At 60.8% G+C, this 24,820-nt stretch carries 23 protein-coding genes; 14 read left to right on the forward strand and 9 right to left on the reverse strand.

The annotated features are described in order from the left end of the window. The coding region (locus H097_RS12740) for a DUF2806 domain-containing protein (protein WP_032860164.1) at positions 1 to 473 on the forward strand (473 nt) is incomplete at its 5' end. Between the two features lie 24 nt (positions 474 to 497). Here H097_RS12740 and H097_RS12745 read toward each other — a convergent pair. Next, positions 498 to 1,997 (reverse strand): tyrosine-type recombinase/integrase, encoded by a 1,500-nt coding sequence (locus H097_RS12745; RefSeq protein WP_082445573.1) that lies wholly within the window; start codon positions 1,995 to 1,997, stop codon positions 498 to 500. Positions 1,998 to 2,100: 103 nt separating this feature from the next. On the opposite strand from H097_RS12745, the gene H097_RS12750 reads away from it, so the two are divergent. Further along, the gene (locus tag H097_RS12750; protein WP_032860165.1) at positions 2,101 to 2,685 is read left to right on the forward strand and encodes a hypothetical protein; all 585 of its coding nucleotides are present in this window, start codon (positions 2,101 to 2,103) and stop codon (positions 2,683 to 2,685) included. Between the two features lie 47 nt (positions 2,686 to 2,732). Here the strand turns inward: H097_RS12750 and H097_RS12755 are convergent, their stop codons facing one another. The 6 genes from H097_RS12755 to H097_RS12780 all read right to left on the reverse strand — a co-directional run bounded on the left by H097_RS12755 (position 2,733) and on the right by H097_RS12780 (position 10,171). Then, positions 2,733 to 5,033 (reverse strand): PAS domain-containing hybrid sensor histidine kinase/response regulator, encoded by a 2,301-nt coding sequence (locus tag H097_RS12755; protein WP_082445574.1) that lies wholly within the window; start codon positions 5,031 to 5,033, stop codon positions 2,733 to 2,735. Then, entirely contained in the window at positions 4,963 to 6,126 is a 1,164-nt protein-coding gene (gene nosP / locus H097_RS12760; protein ID WP_032860167.1) for a nitric oxide-sensing protein NosP, read from the reverse strand. The genes H097_RS12755 and nosP overlap by 71 nt, the downstream gene beginning before the upstream one ends. A 185-nt stretch (positions 6,127 to 6,311) precedes the next feature. Then, positions 6,312 to 7,487, reverse strand: a complete 1,176-nt coding sequence (locus H097_RS12765; RefSeq protein ID WP_032860168.1) for a porin — start codon at positions 7,485 to 7,487, stop codon at positions 6,312 to 6,314. Between the two features lie 240 nt (positions 7,488 to 7,727). Beyond that, positions 7,728 to 8,531, reverse strand: a complete 804-nt coding sequence (locus H097_RS12770; protein WP_032860169.1) for a sulfite exporter TauE/SafE family protein — start codon at positions 8,529 to 8,531, stop codon at positions 7,728 to 7,730. Positions 8,532 to 8,540: 9 nt separating this feature from the next. Beyond that, positions 8,541 to 9,785, reverse strand: coding sequence for an FAD/NAD(P)-binding oxidoreductase (locus H097_RS12775; protein ID WP_032860170.1), 1,245 nt, complete (start codon positions 9,783 to 9,785; stop codon positions 8,541 to 8,543). 50 nt (positions 9,786 to 9,835) lie between these two features. Beyond that, entirely contained in the window at positions 9,836 to 10,171 is a 336-nt protein-coding gene (locus tag H097_RS12780; RefSeq protein ID WP_032860171.1) for a metalloregulator ArsR/SmtB family transcription factor, read from the reverse strand. A gap of 94 nt (positions 10,172 to 10,265) precedes the next feature. On the opposite strand from H097_RS12780, the gene H097_RS12785 reads away from it, so the two are divergent. Further along, positions 10,266 to 11,129: an MBL fold metallo-hydrolase gene (locus H097_RS12785; protein ID WP_032860172.1), complete on the forward strand. Its 864-nt coding sequence runs from the start codon at positions 10,266 to 10,268 to the stop codon at positions 11,127 to 11,129. A gap of 122 nt (positions 11,130 to 11,251) precedes the next feature. Here the strand turns inward: H097_RS12785 and bkdR are convergent, their stop codons facing one another. Then, a complete protein-coding gene (gene bkdR, locus H097_RS12790) occupies positions 11,252 to 11,737 on the reverse strand; it encodes a Bkd operon transcriptional regulator BkdR (RefSeq protein ID WP_032860173.1) in 486 nt (161 codons plus the stop codon). A 196-nt stretch (positions 11,738 to 11,933) separates the two neighbouring features. Here bkdR and H097_RS12795 point away from each other — a divergent pair, with 196 nt between their 5' ends. The 5 genes from H097_RS12795 to H097_RS12815 all read left to right on the forward strand — a co-directional run bounded on the left by H097_RS12795 (position 11,934) and on the right by H097_RS12815 (position 18,134). Continuing rightward, entirely contained in the window at positions 11,934 to 13,169 is a 1,236-nt protein-coding gene (locus H097_RS12795; protein ID WP_032860174.1) for a 3-methyl-2-oxobutanoate dehydrogenase (2-methylpropanoyl-transferring) subunit alpha, read from the forward strand. Position 13,170: 1 nt separating this feature from the next. Next, positions 13,171 to 14,229, forward strand: a complete 1,059-nt coding sequence (locus tag H097_RS12800) for an alpha-ketoacid dehydrogenase subunit beta (protein ID WP_032860175.1) — start codon at positions 13,171 to 13,173, stop codon at positions 14,227 to 14,229. Continuing rightward, positions 14,230 to 15,501, forward strand: a complete 1,272-nt coding sequence (locus H097_RS12805) for a dihydrolipoamide acetyltransferase family protein (protein ID WP_032860176.1) — start codon at positions 14,230 to 14,232, stop codon at positions 15,499 to 15,501. It begins immediately after the preceding gene. 3 nt (positions 15,502 to 15,504) lie between these two features. Then, positions 15,505 to 16,884 carry a dihydrolipoyl dehydrogenase gene (gene lpdA, locus H097_RS12810; RefSeq protein WP_032860177.1) on the forward strand — a complete coding sequence of 460 codons (1,380 nt, stop codon included), beginning with the start codon at positions 15,505 to 15,507 and terminating at the stop codon, positions 16,882 to 16,884. A 230-nt stretch (positions 16,885 to 17,114) separates the two neighbouring features. Next, positions 17,115 to 18,134 (forward strand): branched-chain amino acid aminotransferase, encoded by a 1,020-nt coding sequence (locus H097_RS12815; protein WP_032860178.1) that lies wholly within the window; start codon positions 17,115 to 17,117, stop codon positions 18,132 to 18,134. A gap of 135 nt (positions 18,135 to 18,269) precedes the next feature. On the opposite strand, the gene H097_RS27710 is transcribed toward H097_RS12815, so the two are convergent. Next, positions 18,270 to 19,160, reverse strand: coding sequence for a GNAT family acetyltransferase (locus H097_RS27710; RefSeq protein WP_082445576.1), 891 nt, complete (start codon positions 19,158 to 19,160; stop codon positions 18,270 to 18,272). A 224-nt stretch (positions 19,161 to 19,384) separates the two neighbouring features. Here H097_RS27710 and H097_RS12825 point away from each other — a divergent pair, with 224 nt between their 5' ends. From H097_RS12825 to H097_RS12850, 6 genes are all read left to right on the forward strand, one after another. Next, a complete protein-coding gene (locus tag H097_RS12825) occupies positions 19,385 to 20,311 on the forward strand; it encodes an arginine deiminase-related protein (RefSeq protein WP_032860179.1) in 927 nt (308 codons plus the stop codon). Positions 20,312 to 20,322: 11 nt separating this feature from the next. Further along, the gene (locus H097_RS12830; RefSeq protein WP_032860180.1) at positions 20,323 to 21,369 is read left to right on the forward strand and encodes an ornithine cyclodeaminase; all 1,047 of its coding nucleotides are present in this window, start codon (positions 20,323 to 20,325) and stop codon (positions 21,367 to 21,369) included. Between the two features lie 257 nt (positions 21,370 to 21,626). Then, positions 21,627 to 22,406 carry an ABC transporter substrate-binding protein gene (locus H097_RS12835; protein ID WP_032860181.1) on the forward strand — a complete coding sequence of 260 codons (780 nt, stop codon included), beginning with the start codon at positions 21,627 to 21,629 and terminating at the stop codon, positions 22,404 to 22,406. 154 nt (positions 22,407 to 22,560) lie between these two features. Continuing rightward, entirely contained in the window at positions 22,561 to 23,262 is a 702-nt protein-coding gene (locus H097_RS12840; protein ID WP_032860182.1) for an ABC transporter permease, read from the forward strand. Further along, positions 23,259 to 23,972, forward strand: coding sequence for an ABC transporter permease (locus H097_RS12845; RefSeq protein ID WP_032860183.1), 714 nt, complete (start codon positions 23,259 to 23,261; stop codon positions 23,970 to 23,972). Before H097_RS12840 ends, H097_RS12845 begins: the two co-directional genes overlap by 4 nt. Positions 23,973 to 23,975: 3 nt before the next feature. Next, entirely contained in the window at positions 23,976 to 24,818 is an 843-nt protein-coding gene (locus H097_RS12850; protein WP_032860184.1) for an ATP-binding cassette domain-containing protein, read from the forward strand. The last annotated feature ends 2 nt before the right edge of the window (positions 24,819 to 24,820 follow it).

Genomic DNA, 24,820 nt, shown 5'->3' on the forward strand with positions numbered 1-24,820 from the left:
ATCGTAAGGGGGAAACGGTGTCCTGTCTTTCATGGGGCTCGTTCAGCACGGTTCAAGCGGTAAAATCTTTAAGCGTAGACGACGCAAACTTATTTACACTGCTATGCAGCTTCTCGTTTGTTACTGATGGTGAGGATAGAATTTTCCCGTTGTTTTCACATAAATTTTTTAATTATATTCGCGCAAACGGGCTAACCACTAAAGTCGAGACTCACCTAAAAAGCATTGATCTTTTGAACAGCGGCACCATTTGGTATAGCGCTACCAGATCTGAGGACAAGGTGAACCTTCAGTATTTTTCCAAACAATACTACGCCTCCCCTGCACCATCGAAAGAAACTGTGGATAAAGTTTATATTCAAGCATTCCCTTTTACTGAAATAGGAAGAGAGCTCGCTAATATTGCCGGAGGCCAGCCTAATAAGGAATTCATTGAAATGCTGTGTGAAGAAGGTTGCATCCACCTCCTGTAAGAAAGCCTCAAATGATACAGCCATTTAGCTATCCGAGAGAGCAGCCTTAATTGCAGACGCCATTCGGTGCACCTGTACGCTCCTGCCAGACCCGTAGAGGTCGAACGTAATGCTTCCTGAGCTGTGCCCTAAGATCCCCTGCGCCGTCCCTTCATGAACCTCAGCGGCCTTCATAGCTCCTGCAAGCTGGTGCCGTAGCGAATGGAAAGACAGACCGCTTCGTGACTCAAGCATTAGGACGCCTCTAAGGCGCTCGTTAAGGAGAGACGAGAAGCTGCTTAAAGACATCGTGAAGAGAGGCCCCTGAGCATCCTGAGCGAACTTCTCAAAGGCTTCCACATCGAAGCCCAGCGCATCCACCACAGGAACCTGACGGACGCTGAATTTGTTCTTGAGCGTCTTACCCTCGTTCTCGTTCACATCAATGACCAACTGATCCCCGTCTTTGAAGACATCTGATGTGGTCAGCTGATGAAGTTCACCGATACGGGCACCTGTGACTACTCCAAGAGAGAGGCCCCAGCGCTGCCATGAGTTCAGCGGGAGACCGTTAGCGTATTCCATAATGGCCTTCACTTGATCCGGGCTGTACGCTTCACGCTCGCTTTCTGCACCCTTACGAATCAATAAGCCCTTGTCGTAGCTCTTTTCGATATAGCCGTTATCTTCTGCCCAGGTCATGACCGATGACAGGTCAATCAACAGCTTGTTGGCAGTAGATACCTTACGACCTTCCATGAGACGCTCTTTAAGGTCCGTCATGTCCTTGCGTGTATGCGCGCGTAGATCCAAATCGCCCAGCAGTGAGCCAATCGTCTTGAAGCCTGTCTGCTTGGTCTTCCGTGTGTTCGGCTGCCAGTCAGCTACACGCTCAGCTGTATGTAGCTCAGCGAGCTTCGTGAAGGTCAATGCGTCAGTGTCATTAGTAGCCTCCTGCACAACAGCCTCAGAGACAACGACAGGACGTTCTGTAGGGACGCTCACAGACTGCTCACCACTCTCCCTCTTGATCTCTTCAAGGATCTCTAAGATTGGCCCGAAGTCACCTTCATGGCGTCTCTCAGCGGCCCACATGACCCTCTGTATAAACGGCATCACCTGAGCTTGGTCAACGTTCAGCGGCTCAGTGACGCTAATTTCTTTAAGGTCCGCGCTGGTGTCTGAGTAAATAACTCCCATACCGCCACCCTCAATCCACTCACCTGAACGGGACTCTACGACCCCCTCAGCGATGTCACGCAGGCGAGCCCACAGCTCATCCCGTGTAGCGTCTAAGCGGTCAAGGTGGAAGGTCTTAAGGGTACTCAGTAGATGTCTTGCAGTAGCCAATGCTGTTTGCCTGTTGGTGGTCTTGAGGGCAATTGTACAGGTGTCCTTTGAGCCCTTCACGCGGACTCTTAGGGAATAGCGGCCCTCCCTCCTGTACAGATAAGGACGGGCAAGGCCTAACGGTTTTCTAACAGTTTCTAACGGTTTTTCTAACGATTTGTTAGAACTCTTGAAGGGACTTGACGGGCTGTTCATGAGCGAGAGCCTTACGCTACGTGGCTTTGGCCTCACTGATGGTCAACTTTAAGCATTCTCTGACAGAATAGGTCGCAATTTCGTTCACCCATTGGACCACCTCATGGCCATTCTCAGCAAAACCGCCGCCCGCCTGGCCCTGGCGCTGACCATCAGCCTGGGTGCCAGCCCGCTGTTCGCGGCAGCCAAGCCGGCCACTGCGCAACCGGACGACTTCCAGATCGTCTCGACCCTCGACGGCAAATTCACCTTCACCCTGCCCAAAGGCTATGTCGCCGACGCCTTGCCCGCTGGCGCGCAAGCCCAGGGTACCGCTGGCGCCAACGGCACGATGTACATCAACCAGGCGTCAAAAAGCGTGGTGGTCGTGGCCCAGACCCTGCGCAACGACGGCATCGACCTGAAGGACGACGAACCGCTGTTTCTCGATAGCGCGGTTGAAGGTTTCCTCAAGGACGTCGGCACCAGCCTGCCGGACTACAAGAAACTGTCGCAGAAGAAACTGCTGATCAAAGGCGTAGGCCTGCGCCAGATTGATGCCACCGCGAGCATGGGCGGCGGCAAGACCTTGAACTCGACCTTCCTGGCCGGCTCCGGCAACCGGTTGCTGGTGATCCAGGCCATTTCCCGGGCTGAGGACGTGATGGGGCATGGGCTGCTGGTAAGACAGATTACCAGTGGCAAATAACTGTGCGCCTACAGGGGATATGACACCCACCTGTGATCGCGACAGTGTCAGGGCCGGCCGAGCAAGTGGCTCATGGCAGTCTTGAGTTTCATCGGCCGCACCGGTTTGTGCATCAACGTATGCCCCAACTCGCGGATCTGCAGTTTCAGTTCATTGCTGTAGTTGGCCGTGATCATCATCGCCGGGATCGCGCTGGCCCGCCGCGCATTGATCCTGGCCACCGCGTCCACGCCATTCTGTTCGTCATCCAGGTGATAGTCGGCAATCAGCAAATCCGCCTGGGCATGGTAGTTGTCCACCTGGCGCGCCAGGTCCTGCTCGGACAAGGCCGTCACCACCTGGCAGCCCCAGCCCTCAAGCAGCGTGCGCATGCCGGCGCAGATCGCGGCGTCGTTATCCAGCACCCACACCCGCGCGCCCTGCAAACGCTCCAGCATCGGCTCGCTCATCACCGGCTTGGGCAAAGCCTTGGGCGCGGTGCTGCTCAGCGGTACCTCCACGCTGAACATCGAGCCCCGGCCCGGCCATGAGCGTACGGTGATCCGGTGCCCGAGAATCCTGGCGATCTTCTCCACAATCGCCAGGCCCAGGCCCAGCCCGCGATCCTGATCCGGGCGTTGCACATCACCGCGCTTGAACTCCTGGAAAATCTCCTCCAGACGCTCCTCGGCGATGCCCATGCCGGTGTCCCAGACCTGGATCGACAAGCGCTGATGCTCACGCCGACAGCCCAGCAGCACACGCCCGCTAAAGGTGTAGCGAATGGCATTGCTCAACAGGTTGCGCAAGATCCTCGCCAGCAGTTGAACGTCACTGCGTACCAGTGCCGAGCAACCGATAAAATGCAATTCCAGCCCCTCACTGCGCGCCACTTGGGTGTATTCGGCGGCCAGGTTGTCCAGCAGTTCGCTCAAGGCAAACGGCGCGATATCGGCCTTGATCACCCCAGCATCGAGTTTGGAAATATCCACCAGGGTACCCAGCAGGTTTTCCACATCCTCCAGGGAGTTGCTGACGTTACGCACCAGCGTCTCGTTGGCCACCGGGTCGCGCCGTTCCAGCAAGGCGCCGGTAAACAAGCGCGCGGCATTGAGCGGTTGCAGCAGGTCATGGCTGACCGCCGCGAGAAACTTGGTTTTCGACAGATTGGCCTGCTCGGCTTCCAGCTTGGCCTCACGCAAGCGCGATTCCACGCGGCGACGCTCGTCGATTTCCTGCAAGAGTTGGTCGTTGAGCGAGGTCAGCTCGGCCGTACGCTCGCGTACCCGCAGCTCCAGGTTCTGATAGGCCTGGTGCAAGGCTTCGGCGGTGCGGCGGCGCTCGGTAATGTCGCGGATCAGCACAAAGATCCCCACCACTTCGCCACTGGCCAGGCGGTTGGGCACATAGGAGCGCAGCATGTAGCGCTCCTGGTGGTTGCTGTTGGTTTCGGCGAACTCAAAGGTCACGCTCTCCCCCGCCAACGCCTGCGCCACGTAGGTTTCCAGACGCTGGTAATGCTGTTCGCTGTGGGCCTGGCGCAGGCTTTTGCCGAGCATCGCGCCCTGGGGCCAGCAATACCATTGCTCGTAGACTTTATTGGTGAACTCGTAGATCAAGTCGCCATTGAGGTAGGCAATCAACGCTGGCACATGGTCGGTAATCAGGCGAATCCAGCGCTCGCTCTCCTGGGATTTCTGCGCGACGGCTTGTTCTCGGCGCAGGGTCTCGGCCAGTTTGACGTCGGTGATATCCGTAAACAGAATCACCCGGCCGCCGTCCTGGGTCGGCCGTTCGCTGACTTGCAGCCAGCGCCCGTTATCCAGGCGATAGAACAGGGTCTCATCGGCGTGCCCGTGGGCCTCTTCAGTGAACAGACCGTTGACCGTCATCAGCCGCTTGACCTCGCGCAGGCCCATGCCCGCGACAATCTGCACCGGGCTGTTGCTCCAGAACCCCTGGAAGCGGCTGTTAAACAACACAATATGTTGATGCTGGTCGAACAGCACAAAGGCATCGGAAATGCTCTCGATGGCATCGATCAGATGCTGGTGCGCGGTTTCTGCCCGCAGTCGTGCATCACTCAGCAGATGGTTGCTGGCCTTGAGTTCGGCCATGGCCTGGTTCAACGCATCGGTACGCTCGCGGACCTGCTCGGCCAGCACCACCGAATGCTGGAACGCCGCATAAGGGTCGTTGCCACGGGTGGCACCGGACTCGATGCGTTCGATCAGCGCGGCGTTGATCCGTTGCAGCTTGTGGTTGTCCTGCTGCAGGGCGCTGATCTGCGCCTGCAGTTCAGCGCTGTCCAGGGGGACGACCACGGGCAATGGCGACCCCGGTAAAGGTCTGGTTGATGTGCATGCCATTGAACTGCTCTCCGTAGGTGTTGAACCCCATCACCCGTTGCTCACGCAAAAATGTGCCGATCGACTCCAGGGTACCGTGGTCTTCCAGCTCCAGGCGCCTGAGGAAACAGTCGCAGCCGATGGTCAGCAGCAGGTCGCCAAGGCGTGCTTGCAGGCCGTCGAACAGGGTTTGCAGGTTGGGCAGGATCGGCCCCGGCGTCATGGCGGTGAGGACGATGCCGTTCTCTACCGCACAGTAAAAACTCAGGCTCAGGTCAGCGTGGACCCGCTGGATCGCGCGCACGTAGTACTGGTCGTTGATGCGCACCGCCAGTGGGTGGGCGGCGAAGATCCGGTGATCGAGTTGTCCCACCGCCACGCCGATGTGCCGGGCGTATTCTTCGGCGGCAGGTTCGGCATTCAGTTCGAAGACCCGCCGCGAAGGGCTGTCGGCGCCGGTCACTACCAGTTTCTGCGCCCGGGGCAGGATGTGGTGGGTGGTGAACACTTCAAAATCCAGCCAGGTATTGACCAGCACCACCACCGCCGCGCCGCTGTGAAACTCACCGTCGAAGTACACGTGAGTGTGGGTCAGGTGGTTGTCATCACCCGCCGAGCCGCCAAAGTGCGGGATATCGCCCAGAGCCGCACTCAGGGCGGCCAGGACCATTTCTTCACGGCTGGACAGGCCGTCGAGCAGGGTCAAGGCAAAGCTGTTGCCCTTGATCGGCGCCAGGCTGTTGCTGCGACAGCCACCCACCAGGCGCTCGACCATTTGCTGGGCGTCGATCAGGCTGAAGTGCTCAACCTGGTCGATCAATTCGGTAGCGATGGAAAAGTGCGCATGATCAAACCCCACCGCTGTCACGCAATTGCGCCCATAGCCCTGGGGCGTGATTTCGCCGGCACTGGTGCAACCCACCACGCGGATCCCGCCGAAACGCTGCTGCAGGGCCTGGCCAAGGGCCTTGAGGTCATAGGTGGCGGAGCAGAAGAACAGCACGAAACCCAGGTACGGGTGCAACAACTGGCTGGCCAGCTCATCAGCCACCTGCCACGCCTCGCTGGCCTGGGACATGGCTGTGACTACGCCTTCGCTGTGCATCTGTTGCATGGTCATCTCCGCCTTTGAAACTCAAGTGTACGAACGCGCGGGATGGCAACCTATGCTACTTGGGTACTGGGTCGGGGCTTCGATGGGATGAGAACGCCAGGTTGGCGAGCAATCCATGTGAAATGAGATCAAAAAATGTGGGAGCGGGCTTGCTCGCTCCCACATTTTGATCCCATTCCAAGTCATTACCAGGTGAGCACCGCACCTACGGCAAAGGTATCGGTGTCTTCGTTCTGCGCGCTGGTGTCGTGGCCGGTGATCTCGAACTGGTTGTACTCGGCCACCAGTTTCAGGTTGTCGTTGATGTCATGGAACAGGGCAATGCCACGGGTTTCATAATCCGCGCCGCTGCCGACCACACCGTTGCCGTCGTCCTTGGTCTTGCCGTAGGACAGGGCCAGACGGTTCTTGCCCAGTTTGTAGGAGCCCTGCAACAGGTAGCCGTTGCTGTCGACATTACGCAGCGTCGCCTCACCCGCGTTGTTGGTGAAGAACGGGTTGATGCCCTTGGCCTGGAAGCCCGAGCCGGTCAGCGACAAGCCGCCCATCTTCGCCTGCACGCCGTAGCCCAGGCCCTTGGAGGTCACCGATTCGACGGTGGAATCGGTGTTGTCCGAAGTCTGGTAGCTGCCGTTGAGCCAGCTGTAGATCTTCGCCCCGCCGACATCGAACTGGTAGGTGATCTCGCTCTCGGTGCGCGGGTTCTTCTGGTAGGCCTTGCCCAGCGTGCTGCTGTCGTTGGTATCGACCGGATCCATGATGCCCACCGCCACGCGCAGGCCTTCCATCACCGGGGTGCGGTAGGTGATCTGCGAGGTGGGGAACGGGTACGGGTAACCACTGCCGATATTGCCGAACGACACCCCGCCGCCGTCCACCAGGCCCAGGCTGTCGCTGACCTGGCCATAACCGGCCAGCAGTTCGTCGAGCAGGATGTTGGAGCGGGCGAACAGGCCGAAGTCCTTGCCGATCAACACCTCGCCCCATTCGGGGTTGGCCACGGTGCCGTAGAACTGGCGCACGTCGATGGCGGTGTCGGTGCCGTTGGTTTCGCTGTCGTTGATGGTCACCCAGAACGAGGCCCGGGCGCCGAGCTTGAGGTCATCGACCTGCTTGCCCATGTTGAAACCCAGGTAGTTGGGCAGAAACCCCATCTTCACCCGCGACTGGCGCCGGTCGTACTGTTCGCCGGCACGGTCCACATCGCTGTTGACGTAGAAGGCGTTGATATAGCCATCGGTCGAGAACGTGGTCTCGTCCTTGTCGTACAGCACGATTTCGGCCTGGGCCACTGAGCTCAAGCCGAGGCTGGCGATAAAGACAGGCAACAAATGACGGGGGACATTCTTATTGTTATGCATGGCGCGCTCCGCGACGGGGGTCTGGGTGTCGGAGGCGATTATCGAAAGGCAGGCTGCGCGGTTAAACGCTGCCTTGGAGGGGAATGTGCGGTGCTTTGGACGGCGGCAAGGGCCCGCCACTTAAGGCTTACACCTGTAGGAGCGAGCTTGCTCGCGAAGGTCGTCAACGATGACGCGGGGTGCTTGAAAGAACGGGGGGCGTCCTTGGTTTTTTCACGAGCAAGGTGAGCGGTGCGCAGGTTAGACAGCGTTGAACAACATCCCGCCGGCGACCACCACACACAGGCTGGCAAAACCGACTTGCAGCACCCGCGCCGGAACCCGCGAACCCAGGCGCCGGCCAACGAGCATGCCGACAATGCTGGCGCCGATAAACACCCAGCCCAGAGGGTCGATGGTCACACCCGCATGAAACGCCCCCACCACGCCGATCAGCGAGATCAGGCTGATCACCATCAGCGACGTGGCGACGATCCCGCGCATCTGCACATCGGTCAGTTGCTTGAACGCCGGCACAATCAGAAAGCCGCCACCCACGCCGAGCAGGCCCGATACCGCCCCCGTCACCGCACCCAATGCCGCCAGGGTCGCGGTGCATTTAGCGGTCCAGGAAAAGCGCCCGGTCTGCTGATCGAGCATGCAGTTCTTCTGCCCCCAGGACGCTGCGCCGTGATCGCTGGGGCCGGCTTCGACCTTCTCGCGCCGCAGCATGCGCCACGCCACCAGCACCATCAGCGCGCTGAACAGGCCCATCAGGATCTTGTCCGGCAGTTGATGGGCAAAAAACACCCCCAGTGGTGAAAACAGCGCGCCGAGCAAGGCGATCAACAGCGCCGCGCGGTAACGCACCAGGCCATGGCGCAGGCCATCGATGGCACCGACAGCCGCCGCCGCGCCGACCGCGAACAACGACACCGGCGCCGCTTCAGTCATGCTCAAGCCCAGCCCCAGCACCAACGCCGGCACGCCGAGAATCCCGCCCCCGGCCCCGGTCAAGCCCATGACCAGGCCCATCATCACGCCAAAAAAACTTGCCAGCAGCATAGGGTTCTCTCAATCCACCTTGGCCAGACGGGTCAGCCACTCGCGGCCCTTGAGCATGCCGTTCCAGTAGAACCACGGCAGCAGCGTCGCCTTGAGCAACCACGCCGAGCGCCGCGCCACCGTCGGGTCGAGGGGGAACGTGGGCAACAGCTTGCCGCCATAGCCGAACTCGGCCAGCACCACCTTGCCCTTCTCGACCGTCAGCGGGCAGGAGCCATAGCCGTCGTACTTGAGCGGCAACGGCGCCTGCCTGCGCAGGGCCAGCAGGTTCTCGGCCACCACCACAATCTGCTTGCGCACCGCCGCCGCTGTCTTGGCATTGCTGGTGGAGCACACATCGCCAAGGGCAAAGATGTGCGGGTAGCGCACCTGCTGCAGGCTGTGAGGGTCGACTTCACACCAGCCGGCAGCATCGGCCAGCGGGCTGTGGCGAATAAAGTCCGGGGCTATTTGAGGGGGGACTACGTGCAGCAGGTCGAAGGATTTTTCCTCGACGCTGACATTGCCCTCGGCGTCCTTGACCTCGAACCAGGCCTTGCGCGCCGGGCCATCGACCTTGATCAGGTTGGAATTGAAGGCCAACCGTGCGCGGTATTTCTCGATGTACTTCATCAACGGCGGGACAAAGGTCGCGACGCCAAACAGGGCCGCGCCCGCCAGGTTGAACTCAACCTCGATGTGGTGCAGGTCGCCTTGCCTGAGCCAGTGATCACAGGACAGATACAGGGCTTTTTGCGGCGCGCCAGCACATTTGATCGGCATGGCCGGCTGGGTGAAGATCGCCTTGCCACCCTTGAGCTGCTGCACCAACTGCCAGGTGTAGGCCGCGTGCTGGTAGCTGTAATTGGAGGTGACGCCGTTGTGGCCCAGGGTCTGCTCCAGGCCTTCGATTTTCTCCCAGGCCAGGCGCAGGCCCGGGCAGACAATCAGGTTGTTCCAGGTCACGCGCTGGCCGCTGTCGAGCAGCAGGGCTTGCTCGTCGGGCAGCAGCTCGCTGACCGCCGCCTGGACCCAGGTCACGCCATCGGGCAGCACCCGGGCCATGGGCCGCATGGTTTTGCGAATGTCATGGGCGCCGCCGCCCACCAGGGTCCAGGCGGGCTGGTAGTAATGTTCGGCGCTGGGTTCGATCAGGATGATATTCAGCTGCGGGTCGCGCTTGAGCAGGCTGGCCAGCAGGCCGATGCCTGCCGAGCCGCCGCCGATGACTACGATATCGCCACTGATGGTTGGGCCACAGTGTTGCTCGTTCATGGTCTATCGCCTTTTGAATCAATGCACACAAGGGTCGCTGCCGCATGGCGTCACGCCCAGCTTTTTATCACCGCCCCGCAGTACAACCCGGAGAGGGTTTTCATCACTTGAATCACTTCGTGGCTGGCCAGCCCGTAAAAGATGTACTTGCCTTCACGGCGGGTCGCCACCAGCCCCTCATCGCGCAGGATCCCCAACTGCTGGGACAACGTTGGCTGGCGCACGCCGGTCATGGTTTCCAGCTCACCGACGTTGCGTTCACCCTGGGTCAACTGACAGAGGATCAACAGCCGGTCCTCATTGGCCAGGGCCTTGAGCAAGGTGCACGCCTTGGACGCCGATGCACGCAACTGGGCGACTTCGCCTTCACTCAGACTGGATTCCATTTGCCTCGGTCCTTTCTCTCACTTAAGCTCAAAACATTATGTTTAAATATAAAGTGAATATCACGCCTTTTTTTAGCCATCAGGGACCGCCGTCATGTCAGCGCTGATTCAACCCTTCCTGGACGAGGCCTCGTCGACCTGGACCTACATCGTCTATGAAGCCGACGGTGGCCCCTGCGCCATCGTCGATTCGGTACTCGATTACGACCCGGCGTCCGGGCGCACCAGCACCGCGCAGGCCGAGCGGCTGGTCGCTTTTGTGGTTGAGCACCGCTTGCAAGTGCAATGGCTGCTGGAAACCCACGCCCACGCCGATCACCTCTCTGCCGCGCCTTATCTGCGCCGGCAGTTGGGCGGCAAGATCGCGATTGGGCAATCCATCAGCAAGGTCCAGGATGTATTCAAGAACCTGTTCAACCTGGAGCCGGAGTTCCGCGTCGATGGCTCGCAGTTCGACCATCTGTTCGCCCCCAACGAGATCTTCCACATCGGCCAGCTCAAGGCCCAGGCCCTGCACGTACCCGGCCACACCCCGGCGGACATGGCCTACCTGATCGACGACCAGATGATCCTGGTCGGCGACACGCTGTTCATGCCCGACGTCGGCACCGCCCGCTGCGACTTCCCCGGCGGCGATGCGCACCAGTTGTATGCCTCGATGCGCAAGCTGCTGGCCTTCCCCGACGACACACGGTTGTATGTGTGCCATGACTACCCACCGCAAGGCCGCCCGGCCAAATGCCTGACCACCGTGGCCGAGCAGCGAGCAGGCAATATTCATGTGCATGACGGGGTGGATGAGGCGGCGTTTGTGCAGATGCGCACAACGCGCGATGCCGGGCTGGGCATGCCGACGCTGTTGCTGCCGGCGATCCAGGTGAATGTGCGGGCGGGGCATATGCCGCCGGCGGAAGACAACGGGGTGGTGTACCTGAAGATCCCCCTCAACCAACTGTGAAACACCGCCCCCTGTAGGAGCTGGCTTGCCTGCGATAGCGGTGGGCCAGTTAACACAGCTTTGCCTGATCTACCGCTATCGCAGGCAAGCCAGCTCCTACATTTTCAAACGCATTCCAATCATCAACCCAGGTTGATGCCATTGGCCGGCAACGGCAGCGCCGTCTTGTAGCGCACCTGCTTGAGCGCAAAGCTCGAGCGGATGTTCGCCACCCCCGGAACCTTGGTCAGAAAGTCCATCATGAAGCGCTCCAGCGATTGGATGGTCGGCACCAGTACCCGGATCAAATAGTCGGGATCACCGGCCATCAGGTAGCACTCCATCACCTCCGGCCGGTCGGAAATCGCCCCCTCGAACTGTTGCAGCGCCAGTTCGTTCTGTTTTTCCAGGCTGACGTGGATAAACACATTGACGTGCAACCCCAGCAGGTCAGCGTCCAGCAGTGTCACCTGGTCACGGATCAGCCCCAGTTCCTCCATCGCCTTGACCCGGTTGAAACACGGTGTCGGCGACAGGTTGACCGAGCGTGCGAGGTCGGCGTTGGTGATGCGGGCGTTCTCCTGAAGACTGTTGAGAATCCCGATATCGATACGGTCCAGCTTGCGCATGAGACAAAACCACCTGTTTATTATGTTTATGCAGATTTTTTATCCGCAAATGATCTCAGGCGCAACCAAACAGAGATAAATATTCTCCCCAGCCCGGCCTATGATTGTTGTAGGACAAGATTTCCCTTACCCGGGGACTGACTGTCAGCTAAGCGCGCCCACTATAAGAAATCCACAAGATCGAGCGTAGAAAGCCATGACCCAGCACTATGAACCGCTGCGCCTGCACGTTCCCGAGCCTTCCGGCCGCCCAGGTTGCAAGACCGACTTTACCTACCTGCGTCTGACCGACGCCGGTACGGTGCGCAAACCCGCTGTTGACGTAGAACCCGCCGACACCGCCGACCTGGCCAAGGGCCTGATCCGCGTGCTCGACGACCAGGGCCAGGCCCTGGGCCCCTGGGCTGAAGGTGTGCCGGTAGAGATTTTGCGCCGTGGCATGCGTGCCATGCTCAAGACACGAATCTTCGACAACCGCATGGTGGTCGCCCAACGCCAGAAGAAAATGTCGTTCTACATGCAAAGCCTTGGCGAAGAAGCCATCGGCAGCGCCCAGGCCCTGGCCTTGAACATCGACGACATGTGCTTCCCCACCTACCGCCAGCAAAGCATCCTGATGGCCCGCGAAGTGCCGCTGGTGGACCTGATCTGCCAACTGCTGTCCAACGAGCGCGACCCGCTCAAGGGTCGCCAGTTGCCGATCATGTACTCGGTCAAGGACTTTGGTTTCTTCACCATTTCCGGCAACCTCGCCACCCAATTCGTACAGGGCGTGGGCTGGGGCATGGCCTCGGCGATCAAGGGCGATACCAAGATCGCCTCGGCGTGGATCGGCGATGGCGCCACCGCCGAATCGGACTTCCACACCGCCCTGACCTTCGCCCACGTGTACCGCGCGCCGGTGATTCTCAACGTGGTCAACAACCAGTGGGCAATCTCCACCTTCCAGGCGATTGCCGGCGGTGAGGCCACGACCTTTGCCGGACGCGGCGTGGGTTGCGGCATCGCCTCCCTGCGCGTGGACGGCAACGACTTCATCGCCGTCTACGCCGCCTCCGCCTGGGCCGCAGAACGTGCGCGACGCAACCTCGGCCCGACCCTGATCGAATGGGTCACCTACCGCGCTGGCCCGCACTCCACCTCGGATGACCCATCCAAGTACCGGCCTGCCGACGACTGGAGCCATTTCCCGCTGGGCGACCCGATTGCCCGCCTCAAGCAGCACCTGATCAAGATTGGCCAGTGGTCCGAAGAGGAACACGCCACAGTCAGTGCAGAGCTGGAAGCCGAAGTGATCAGCGCGCAGAAAGAAGCCGAACAGTACGGCACCCTGGCCGGTGGCCAGATCCCGAGCGCCGCGAGCATGTTCGAAGACGTCTATAAAGAGATGCCGGAGCACTTGAAGCGCCAGCGTCAAGAGTTGGGGATCTGACATGAACGATCACAACAATAAAATCGAGTTGGAAACCGCCATGACCACTTCCACCATGACCATGATCCAGGCCCTGCGCTCGGCCATGGATGTGATGCTTGAGCGTGACGACAACGTGGTGGTGTTCGGCCAGGACGTCGGTTATTTCGGCGGCGTGTTCCGTTGCACCGAAGGCTTGCAGACCAAATACGGCACCTCGCGGGTATTCGACGCACCGATCTCCGAAAGCGGCATCGTTGGTGTGGCCGTGGGCATGGGCGCGTATGGCTTGCGGCCGGTAGCCGAGATCCAGTTCGCCGACTATGTCTACCCCGCCACCGACCAGATCATCTCGGAAGCGGCGCGCCTGCGCTATCGCTCGGCCGGCCAGTTCACCGCGCCTTTGACCATGCGCATGCCTTGCGGCGGCGGCATCTATGGCGGCCAGACCCACAGCCAGAGTATCGAAGCGGTGTTCACCCAGGTCTGCGGCCTGCGCACGGTGATGCCGTCCAACCCGTATGACGCCAAGGGCCTGCTGATCGCCTCGATCGAAAACGATGACCCGGTGATCTTCCTGGAGCCCAAGCGCCTGTACAACGGCCCGTTCGACGGCCACCACGATCGCCCGGTAACGCCATGGTCCAAGCACCCGCAGGCGCAGGTGCCGGACGGTTACTACACCGTACCGCTGGATGTGGCCGCCATCGTGCGCCCTGGCTCGGCCGTGACCGTGCTGACCTATGGCACCACGGTGTATGTGTCGCAAGTGGCCGCCGAAGAAACCGGGATCGACGCCGAAGTCATCGACCTGCGCAGCCTGTGGCCGCTGGACCTGGAAACCATCGTCAAGTCAGTGAAAAAGACCGGCCGTTGCGTGGTGGTGCATGAAGCCACCCGTACCTGCGGCTTCGGCGCCGAGCTGGTGTCGTTGGTGCAAGAACACTGCTTCCACCACCTGGAAGCGCCAATCGAACGTGTGACCGGTTGGGACACCCCCTACCCCCACGCGCAAGAGTGGGCGTATTTCCCTGGCCCGTCCCGTGTGGGCGCGGCTTTGCAACGGGTCATGGAGGTCTGAATGGGCACGCACGTTATCAAGATGCCGGACATTGGCGAAGGCATCGCAGAGGTTGAGTTGTCGGTGTGGCACGTCAAGGTCGGCGACATGGTCGTCGAAGACCAGGTACTGGCGGATGTGATGACCGACAAGGCGATGGTGGACATCCCCTCGCCAGTCCACGGCAAGGTGATTGCCCTCGGCGGCGAGCCGGGTGAAGTCATGGCGGTGGGCAGCATCCTGATCAGCATTGAAGTGGAAGGCGCCGGCAATACCAAGGAATCGGCGCTGTCGGCGGTGGCTGCACAAGCCGCGCCGGCACCGCAAGCCCAAACCAAGGCACCCGTGGTTGAAAGCAAGCCGGCAGCGACCAAGCCGGTAGTGACAACAGCGCAAGCCCCGGTGGCCCGTGACGCCGCCGAGCGCCCGCTGGCCTCCCCGGCCGTGCGCAAGCATGCGCTGGACGCCGGGATCCAGTTACGTCTGGTCCAGGGCTCGGGCCCGGCCGGGCGCATTCTGCATGAAGACCTCGATGCCTATCTGCAACAGGGTTCCACGCGGGCCTCGGCCGGCGCCAACCCGTATGCCGAACGCAACGACGAAGAGCAGATCCCGGTGATCGGCATGCGTCGCAAGATCGCCCAGCGCATGCAGGACGCGACCCGCCGCGCCGCACACTTCAGCTACGTCGAAGAAATCGACGTGACGGCCCTCGACGACTTGCGCGTACACCTCAATGAAAAACACGGTGCCAGCCGCGGCAAGCTGACCCTGTTGCCATTTTTGGTGCGGGCGATGGTCGTGGCGCTGCGTGACTTCCCGCAGATCAACGCGCGTTATGACGACGAAGCCCAGGTCATCACCCGCCTCGGCGCGGTGCATGTGGGCGTCGCCACCCAGAGCGATGTTGGGCTGATGGTGCCGGTGGTACGGCACGCCGAGGCACGCAGCCTGTGGGGTACCGCCGAGGAAATCACCCGCCTGGCCACTGCTGCACGCAATGGCAAGGCCAGCCGCGACGAGCTGTCAGGCTCGACCATCACCCTGACCAGCCTTGGCGCGCTGGGCGGGATTGTCAGCACCCCGGTGCTGAACCTGCCGGAAGTGGCGATTGTCGGAGTCAACCGCATCGTCGAACGGCCGATGGTGATCAAGGGGCAGATCGTGATCCGCAAGATGATGAACCTTTCCAGCTCCTTCGATCACCGGGTGGTCGATGGCATGGACGCGGCGCAATTCATCCAGGCCATCCGTGGCTTGCTCGAACAACCCGCCAGCCTGTTCCTGGAGTAAGTCATGTCGCAAGCATTGAACACCACGCTGCTGATTATCGGCGGCGGCCCTGGCGGCTATGTGGCAGCCATTCGTGCCGGCCAACTGGGCATCCCGACCATCCTGGTAGAAGGCCAGGCGTTGGGCGGCACCTGCCTGAACATCGGCTGCATTCCGTCCAAGGCGCTGATTCACGTGGCCGAACAGTTCCAGCAAACCGTACACCTGAGCCAGGGTTCGGCCCTGGGCATCGACGTGGATGTGCCGAGCCTGGATATCCGCAAGAGCGTGGAATGGAAAGACGGCATTGTCGACCGCCTGACCACTGGCGTCGCCGCGCTGCTGAAAAAGCACAAGGTCCAGGTGATCCATGGCTGGGCCAAGGTCATCGACGGCAAGACCGTGGAGGTAGGCGAGCAACGCATCCAGTGCGAACACCTGCTGCTGGCCACCGGCTCGAAAAGCGTCAACCTGCCGATGCTACCGATTGGCGGGCCGATCATCTCGTCCACCGAAGCCCTGGCGCCAACCCGCGTACCCAAACGCTTGATCGTGGTCGGTGGCGGTTACATCGGCCTGGAGCTGGGGATTGCCTATCGCAAACTGGGCGCCGAGGTCAGCGTGGTCGAAGCCCAGGATCGCATCCTGCCAGCCTACGACGCCGAGCTGACGCAACCGGTGGCCGAGTCCCTCAAGCAACTGGGGGTCAAGTTGTACCTCAAGCACAGCGTCACCGGGTTTGAAGGTGGCAGCCTGCAGGTACGCGATCCAAATGGCGACACGCTCTCTTTGGACACCGACCAGGTACTGGTCGCCGTCGGGCGCAAACCCAACACCCAGGGCTGGAACCTGGAAGCCTTGAACCTGGCGATGAACGGTGCGGCGATCAAGATCGACAACCGTTGCCAGACCAGCATGCGCAATGTCTGGGCCATCGGTGACCTGAGCGGCGAGCCGATGCTGGCGCACCGGGCCATGGCCCAGGGCGAAATGGTCGCCGAACTGATCAGCGGTAAATCCCGGGAATTCAACCCGGCGGCGATCCCGGCAGTGTGCTTTACCGACCCGGAACTGGTGGTGGTCGGCAAGACCCCGGACGAAGCCAAGGCGGCAGGCCTGGACTGCATCGTGTCGAGCTTCCCGTTCGCCGCCAATGGCCGGGCCATGACCCTGGAATCAAAAACCGGCTTCGTGCGGGTGGTAGCGCGCCGCGACAATCACCTGATTGTCGGCTGGCAGGCAGTGGGGGTTGGCGTGTCCGAGCTGTCCACGGCGTTTGGCCTGAGCCTGGAAATGGGCGCCCGCCTGGAAGATGTGGCCGGCACCATTCATGCCCATCCAACCTTGGGCGAAGCGGTGCAGGAAGCAGCCCTGCGGGCCTTGGGGCATGCCCTGCACCTGTAAAAAGCCACACACAACCCTGTAGGAGCGAGCTTGTTCGCGAAAAACTCAAGGGCACCGCGTTTATTTTGGTTATACGCGTTATCGTTGACGATTCTCGCGAGCAAGCTCGCTCCTACAGGAACCGCATGCAACTGGAAGACCAGCAGCGGAATGAAGTATTGTTGCGCCCATCCGGAAATAAACCGAAAGCCTGCCTTCGACCAGGCGGTTGCAAAGAGATAGAGGGTGTCATGAGTAACGAAAGCATCAATTGGGACAAATTGGGTTTTGACTACATCAAGACCGACAAGCGCTTCCTCCAGACCTGGAAAGACGGCGCCTGGCAAGAAGGCACCCTGACCGACGACAACGTGCTGCACATCAGCGAGGGCTCCACTGCCCTGCACTACGGCCAGCAGTGCTTTGAAGGCCTCAAGGCCTATCGCTGCAAGGACGGCTCGATCAACCTGTTCCGCCCGGACCAGAACGCCGCCCGCATGCAGCGCAGTTGCGGCCGCTTGCTGATGCCACAAGTGCCGACCGAAGCCTTTATCGAAGCCTGCAAGGAAGTGGTCCGCGCCAACGAGCATTTCATCCCGCCGTACGGCACCGGCGGCGCGCTGTACCTGCGCCCGTTCGTGATCGGCACCGGTGACAACATCGGCGTGCGTACCGCGCCCGAGTTCATCTTCTCGATCTTCTGCATCCCGGTCGGCGCCTACTTCAAGGGCGGCCTGACCCCGCACAACTTCCTGATCTCCGGCTACGACCGCGCCGCGCCAAACGGCACCGGCGCCGCCAAGGTCGGTGGCAACTACGCGGCCAGCCTGATGCCCGGCTCCCTGGCGAAAAAAGCCAACTTTGCCGACTGCATCTACCTGGACCCGGCCACCCACTCGAAAATCGAAGAAGTCGGCTCGGCCAACTTCTTCGGGATCACCCACGACAACAAGTTCGTCACCCCGAACTCGCCGTCGGTACTGCCAGGCATCACCCGCCTGTCGCTGATCGAGCTGGCCAAGACCCGCCTGGGCCTGGAAGTGGTTGAAGGTGATGTGCTGATCGACAAACTGGCAGACTTCAAGGAAGCCGGCGCCTGTGGTACCGCTGCCGTGATCACGCCGATTGGCGGCATTGAGTACAAAGACAAGCTGCACGTGTTCTACAGCGAAAAAGACGTCGGCCCGGTCACCCAGAAGCTCTACAAAGAGCTGACCGGTGTGCAGTCCGGTGATGTCGAAGCGCCAGCGGGCTGGATCGTCAAGGTCTAAGCCAACACTGATTGCAGGAGCCGGTTTGTGTGGGAGCGGGCTTGCTCGCGAATGCGGTGGGTCAGTCACTGATGATGTTGACTGACCCACCGCATTCGCGAGCAAGCCCGCTCCCACATTTGTTTTGGGGTGACTTCAGGGTTTGGGGAGATTCTGCGCAATCTTCTTGCCCATGCTGATCCTCGGTTCCACGCCATACCCCAGCGCTTCGTAGAACCCCACCACCGTATCGTTGCCCAGATTGATCTGCAGGTTGATCTTCAGGCAGCCCAGGGCGATCAACGCCTGCTCCCCATGCCGCACCAATGACGCGCCCAGGCCCTGGCGGCGATAGTCGGGATGCACGGCCACCGAATACAACCAGCCACGATGCCCGTCGTAACCGGCCATCAAGGTACCGATCACCGCCGTCTTATCGGTAGCGACAAAAAACAGCCCATCGTCGACCGCCAGCTTTTTATCAATCGCCAGTTCCGGCCGGTTGTGTGGCGTGTCATAACCAAACGCTTGCTGCCACAGCGCTGCCACCTGGGCACGGTGCTGGCGGTCGCGATAGACGCCGATGGGATGGCGTGACGACAATACCTTCTCCATCACCAGCGTGCGCTCGTTGCCGTGATACACATCGCGCACGGTATGAAACCCCAGCCTGGTATAGAACGGCTCGGCGGTGAGGGACGACGGTACGCTCAGCACCGTGACCCCAGCTTCACGGGCCCGCTGTTCGATATCGACCATCAGTTGGCGGCCGATGCCCTGCCCTTGCAGTGCCGGGTTGACGAACACCGAACGCACGACATTGGTATCAAGGGCGGCGGTCGCGACGATTTGCTGATCCTGGAGTGCAACCAGCACGGTGCGCCGCGTGAGCAATTGCAGGACCGCCTGCGGCGTGAAGTTGCTCGCCACCCGGGCAATCACGTCCGCCGGGTAATCGCCGGCGTTGCTGCTGTGCAGGGCGGCAAGGATGACCTGGCTGATGCCTTCGGCATCCGAGGCTTGAGCAAGGCGAACGGCGGTAGACATGACTCCTCCTGACGGACGACGTTACGACAGCCACCACAATACCTATGTGTGGGCTTGTGTGGGAGCTCCCACATTTTGAGCGGCGCTCGACGCTACAGCCGATTCGGCTGCCTCACCCCTCTTTTCAGCTTTCCCGGCTGAGGCGCGACCTTGTTTCAGCCGGGATTCTGCAACCAGAGCGCACACAATAGCCTCAATGCCCAACCTCATGGACTCGTGCCCCCATGCAAACCACCAATACCGTCTTGATGATCCGCCCGGCACACTTTGCCTTTAACCCGGACACCGCGATCAACAACCGCTTCCAGCGCGCGCCCGCCGATCCCCAGGCCGCACAGCACAAAGCGCTGGAAGAGTTCGACGGTTACGTCGACACCCTGCGCAAGCATGGCGTGGAAGTGCTGGTGGTACAGGACACCCCCGCGCCCCACACTCCGGATTCGATCTTCCCCAACAACTGGTGGAGCAGCCACGCCGACGGCAGCCTGGTGCTGTACCCGATGGAAGGACAGAACCGCCGCCTGGAACGCAACAAAGGCGTGCTGCAAGTGCTGGAGCAACGCTTCGCAATCAAAGGCACCATCGACTTCAGCCACCTCGAACAACAGAACATGTTCCTCGAAGGCACCGGCAGCATGGTCCTCGACCGCCAGCATCGCATCAGCTATGCCTGCCATTCCGGGCGCACCCACCATGACGCCCTGCGCCAGTTCGCCGAGCGCCTGGACTATCAGGTCTGCGCCTTCCATGCCGTCGACCGTCATCACGCGCCGATCTATCACAGCAACGTGATGATGAGCGTGGGCCGCGACCTGTCGGTGGTGTGCCTGCAAGCGTTGCCCGAAGAGCACGAACGCCAGGGCCTGGAACGCTCCCTGCGCGATACCGGCAAGGACATCCTGCCCCTGGACTTCGACCAATTGGAAGCCTTCGCCGGCAACATGCTGGAAGTCCACGACCGCGACGGCCAGCCGCTATTGGTGATGTCCAACAGCGCCTGGCAATCGCTCAAGCCCGCGCAGCGCCAGCATGTGGAGCGCCATACCCACCCGGTGGTGGTGAATATCGACAATATCGAACGCATCGGCGGCGGCAGTGCCCGCTGCATGTTGGCCGAAGTGCATCTGCCGGCCCGCGCCTCATTCCAATAAGGAGTTTTTCCATGACCCGTTATATCGACGTCAACGACCTCAGCTACCTGGTATCGCAAAAGGGCCTGCAAACCTGCATCACCGAGATGGCCGAGTACATCCGCGCCGACTACCTGCGCTGGAATGACTTTGAGAAATGCGCACGCCTGGCCAACCACTCGCCCGAGGGTGTGATCGAACTGATGCCGGTCTCGGATGCTTCGCTGTATGCCTTCAAATACGTCAATGGCCACCCGAAAAACACCCAGAGCGGCATGCTCACCGTCATGGCCTTTGGCGCCCTGGGGGATGTGGATACGGGCAAACCGGTATTGCTCAGCGAGATGACCCTGACCACCGCGATTCGCACCGCCGCCACCTCGGCCCTGGTCGCGCGCTACCTGGCCCGCGACAACAGCCGCAGCATGGCGCTGATCGGCAACGGCTCGCAAAGTGAATTCCAGGCCCTGGCGTTCCACGCCATGCTCGGGATCACAGAAATCCGCCTGTTCGATATCGACGCCAAGGCCATGGCCAAACTGGCAAACAATCTCAAGGCCTTCCCGGCGATCAAGGTGATCCTGGCCGGCAGCGTGGCCGAAGCGGTCAAAGGCGCCGATATCGTCACCACCGTCACCGCCGACAAGGCCTACGCCACCATCCTCACCGACGAGATGATCGAGCCGGGCATGCACCTCAATGCCGTCGGCGGCGACTGCCCCGGCAAGACCGAGCTGGACCGCCGTATCGTCGAGCGCGCGCGGGTGATCGTCGAGTACGAACCACAAAGCCGTATCGAGGGCGAAATCCAGCATATGCCCGAGGATTCGCCAGTCACCGAGCTGTGGCAAGTGATCAACGGCCAGAAGCCGGGCCGGGAAAACGCACGCCAGGTCACCCTGTTCGACTCGGTGGGTTTTGCCCTCGAAGACTACTCGGCCCTGCGTTATGTGCTGGACGTGGCCAAGGCCCTCGACGTGGGCAGCGAGCTGGAGTTGGTGCCAGACCTGGCCGACCCCAAGGACCTGTTCGCACGCCTGGCGCAGCAACCAGCCGCACAGCATAAAAAGCGCGCCTGAAACCGCTCTGGCCTGCTGCTTTGCGCAAGTAGCAGGCCGAGATAGGCGGTTTGAAAAGCCGATATACCGGGTCTTGCAGCCGATTCCGCTGCCGCCCGCGTTTTAACAGCGTATTCCGCATGCCAACACCCCGGTAAACGACACAAAAAACGCACCACCATGAAGCATTCTGAGCGCGACCAAAGAGTCAGCAAATGAATGCATGCAGCACCCTTTCTACTGCCCTGACATCAATTACAAAATATAGGGAAAACACCATGACTCCGCTCCGATCACTCATCGCCGCGCTGCTCCTGCCTTTGTGCGCCACCGCCGTCCAGGCCCAGGAATGGAAAGAAATCCGTTTCGGCGTGTTCCCCGAGTACCCACCCTTTGAATCCGTGGCCGCCGATGGCAGCCTGCAAGGTTTCGACATTGAACTGGGCAACGCCATCTGCGCCAAGCTCGAAGTCAAATGCACCTGGGTCCACAACGAATTCGACGGTATGATCCCGGCGCTGCGTGCGCGCAAGTTCGACGCCATCATGTCCTCCATGGCCGTGACCCCGGCCCGGCAAAAACAGATCGACTTCAGCGACCGCCTGTTCCTCAGCCCCACCTCGGTGATCACCCGCAAGGGCGCCGGCTTCGGCGACACCCCGGAATCGCTCAAAGGCAAGCAGGTCGGTGTACTTCAGGGCTCGCTGCAGGAAGCCTACGCCCGCGCGCACCTGGCCAAGCTCGGCGCCCAGGTCAAGGCGTATCAGTCCCAGGACCAGAACTATGCCGACCTGCAAAACGGTCGCCTCGACGCGACGCTGACCGACAAACTCGAAGCCCAGCTCAACTTCCTGTCCAAGCCTGAAGGCGCCGACTACCAGTCCGGCCCGGCCTTCAAGGATCCGACCTTGCCGCTGGACATTGCCATGGGCCTGCGCAAGAACGACCAGGAGCTACTGGCGCTGATCAACAAGGGCATTGCTGCCATCCAGGCTGATGGTACTTACGCGCTGATCCAGAAGAAGTACTTCGGCGACGACGATATCTACCACGAATAACGTCCTCAAATCGCCTCCCCCTGTAGGAGCGAGCTTGCTCGCGAAAAACGTCAACGATAACGCGTAAAACCAGATTAAACGCGGTGCCCTTGAGTTCTTCGCGAGCAAGCTCGCTCCTACAAAAGGGAAACCGTGCCCATCGAGATCTCCCTCCATGAATGAACTCCTCAACCTGCAAGGCTTCGGCCCGCTGCTGGCCCAGGGCGCCTGGATGACCATCAAACTGGCGTTCCTGGCGCTGGTGCTGAGCCTGGCCCTGGGCCTGATCGCTGCGGGTGCCAAGCTGTCCAGCCACAAACTGCTGCGTATCCCGGCCACGCTCTACACCACCTTGATCCGCAGTGTGCCGGACCTGGTGCTGATCCTGCTGATCTTCTACAGCCTGCAACTGTGGCTCAATGACCTGACCGAAATGCTCGGCTGGAACTACTTCGAAATCGATCCGTTCACTGCCGGCGTGATCACCCTGGGCTTTATCTACGGGGCATATTTCACCGAAAACTTTCGCGGCGCGATGCTCAGTGTGCCCGTGGGCCAACTGGAAGCGGCAACCGCCTACGGCTTGAGTCGCTGGCAGCGCTTCAGGCTGGTGATGTTCCCGCAATTGATGCGCTTTGCGCTGCCGGGGTTGGGCAATAACTGGCTGGTGCTGCTCAAGTCCACGGCGCTGGTGTCGATCATCGGCCTGGCAGACCTGGTCAAGGCCGCGCAGAACGCCGGCAAGACCACCAATGACCCGCTGTACTTCCTGATCCTCGCGGGCTTGGTGTACCTGTTGATCACCACCCTCTCCAACCGCATCTTCAAACGCCTGGAACGGCGCTACAACGTCGGCATCAAGGGGCTCGTGCGATGATTGAACTGATCCAGCAATACGGCCTGGCGTACCTGTGGACCGATGGCTCGGGCTTTTCCGGGGTGGCCATGACCTTGTGGCTGTTTATTGTGTCGGTGATCCTCGGGTTTTTCCTGTCGATCCCGCTGGCGATTGCCCGCGTCAGCGAGCACTTCTGGCTACGCTGGCCGGTGGAGGTCTACACCTACCTGTTTCGCGGCACGCCGCTGTATATCCAATTGCTCATTTGCTACACCGGCCTGTACAGCCTGGAAATGGTGCAGGACAACGCCCTGCTCAATCAGTTTTTCCGCAACGCGCTGAACTGCACGCTGCTGGCGTTTGTACTCAATACCTGTGCCTACACCGTGGAGATCTTCGCCGGGGCCATTCGCAATATTCCCCATGGCGAGGTTGAAGCCGCGCGGGCCTATGGCCTGCACGGCTGGCGGATGAACCTGTTCGTGGTGATTCCCGCTGCACTGCGCCGCGCGTTGCCGGCCTACAGCAACGAAATGATCCTGATGCTGCACGCCACGTCCCTGGCGTTTACCGCAACCATCGCCGACATCCTCAAGGTGGCCCGCGATGCCAATGCCGAGACGTTCATGACGTTCCAGGCTTTCGGCATTGCCGCGCTGCTGTACATGCTGCTGTCCTTTGCATTGGTGGGCCTGTTCCGACTGGCCGAACGACGCTGGATGCGCTTTCTTGTCCCGACCCGAGGCTAACCCATGAACCAGTCCGCACAGGCCCTGGCCGCTCACCCTGCTGACCTTGCCGTCTCCCGCCCGACGGCTGTTGCGGCCAGCGCCAGCGTCAAGCTCAAGGTCCAAGACCTGCATAAAAGCTACGGCGAGCATGAAGTGCTCAAGGGCGTTTCGCTCAACGCCAGCAAGGGCGATGTGATCAGCCTGATCGGTGCCAGCGGCTCCGGCAAAAGCACCCTGCTGCGCTGCATCAACTTCCTCGAACAACCCGACGCCGGGGTGATTACCCTGGATGGCATCAGCATTGAAATGCGCCGGGGCCGCGCCGGCGTACAGGCGCCGCACCAGGCACAACTGCAGAACCTGCGTACGCGCCTGGCCATGGTGTTCCAGCACTTCAACCTGTGGAGCCACATGACGGTACTGGAAAACATCTGCATGGCGCCGCGCCGGGTGCTGGGCGTGAGTGCCGCCGAAGCGGAAAAACGCGCGCGGATGTACCTGGACAAAGTCGGCCTGCCGGGCCGGGTCGCTGATCAATACCCGGCGTTTCTCTCCGGTGGCCAGCAACAGCGGGTGGCTATCGCGCGGGCCCTGGCCATGGAGCCGGAGATTATCCTGTTCGACGAACCGACCTCGGCGCTGGATCCAGAGCTTGTAGGAGAAGTCCTCAAAGTCATACAGACGTTGGCCGAGGAAGGTCGTACCATGCTCATGGTCACCCACGAAATGGGCTTCGCCCGGCAAGTCTCCAGCCAGGTGTTGTTCCTGCACCAGGGCCGCGTCGAAGAGCAAGGCAGTGCCGAGATCCTCGACCATCCCAACAGCGAACGCTTGCAGCAATTTCTCTCCAACCGCTTGAAGTGAAT

Source organism: Pseudomonas sp. FH4, assembly GCF_000510915.2.
In the GTDB taxonomy this organism is placed as follows: Bacteria; Pseudomonadota; Gammaproteobacteria; order Pseudomonadales; family Pseudomonadaceae; genus Aquipseudomonas; species Aquipseudomonas brenneri.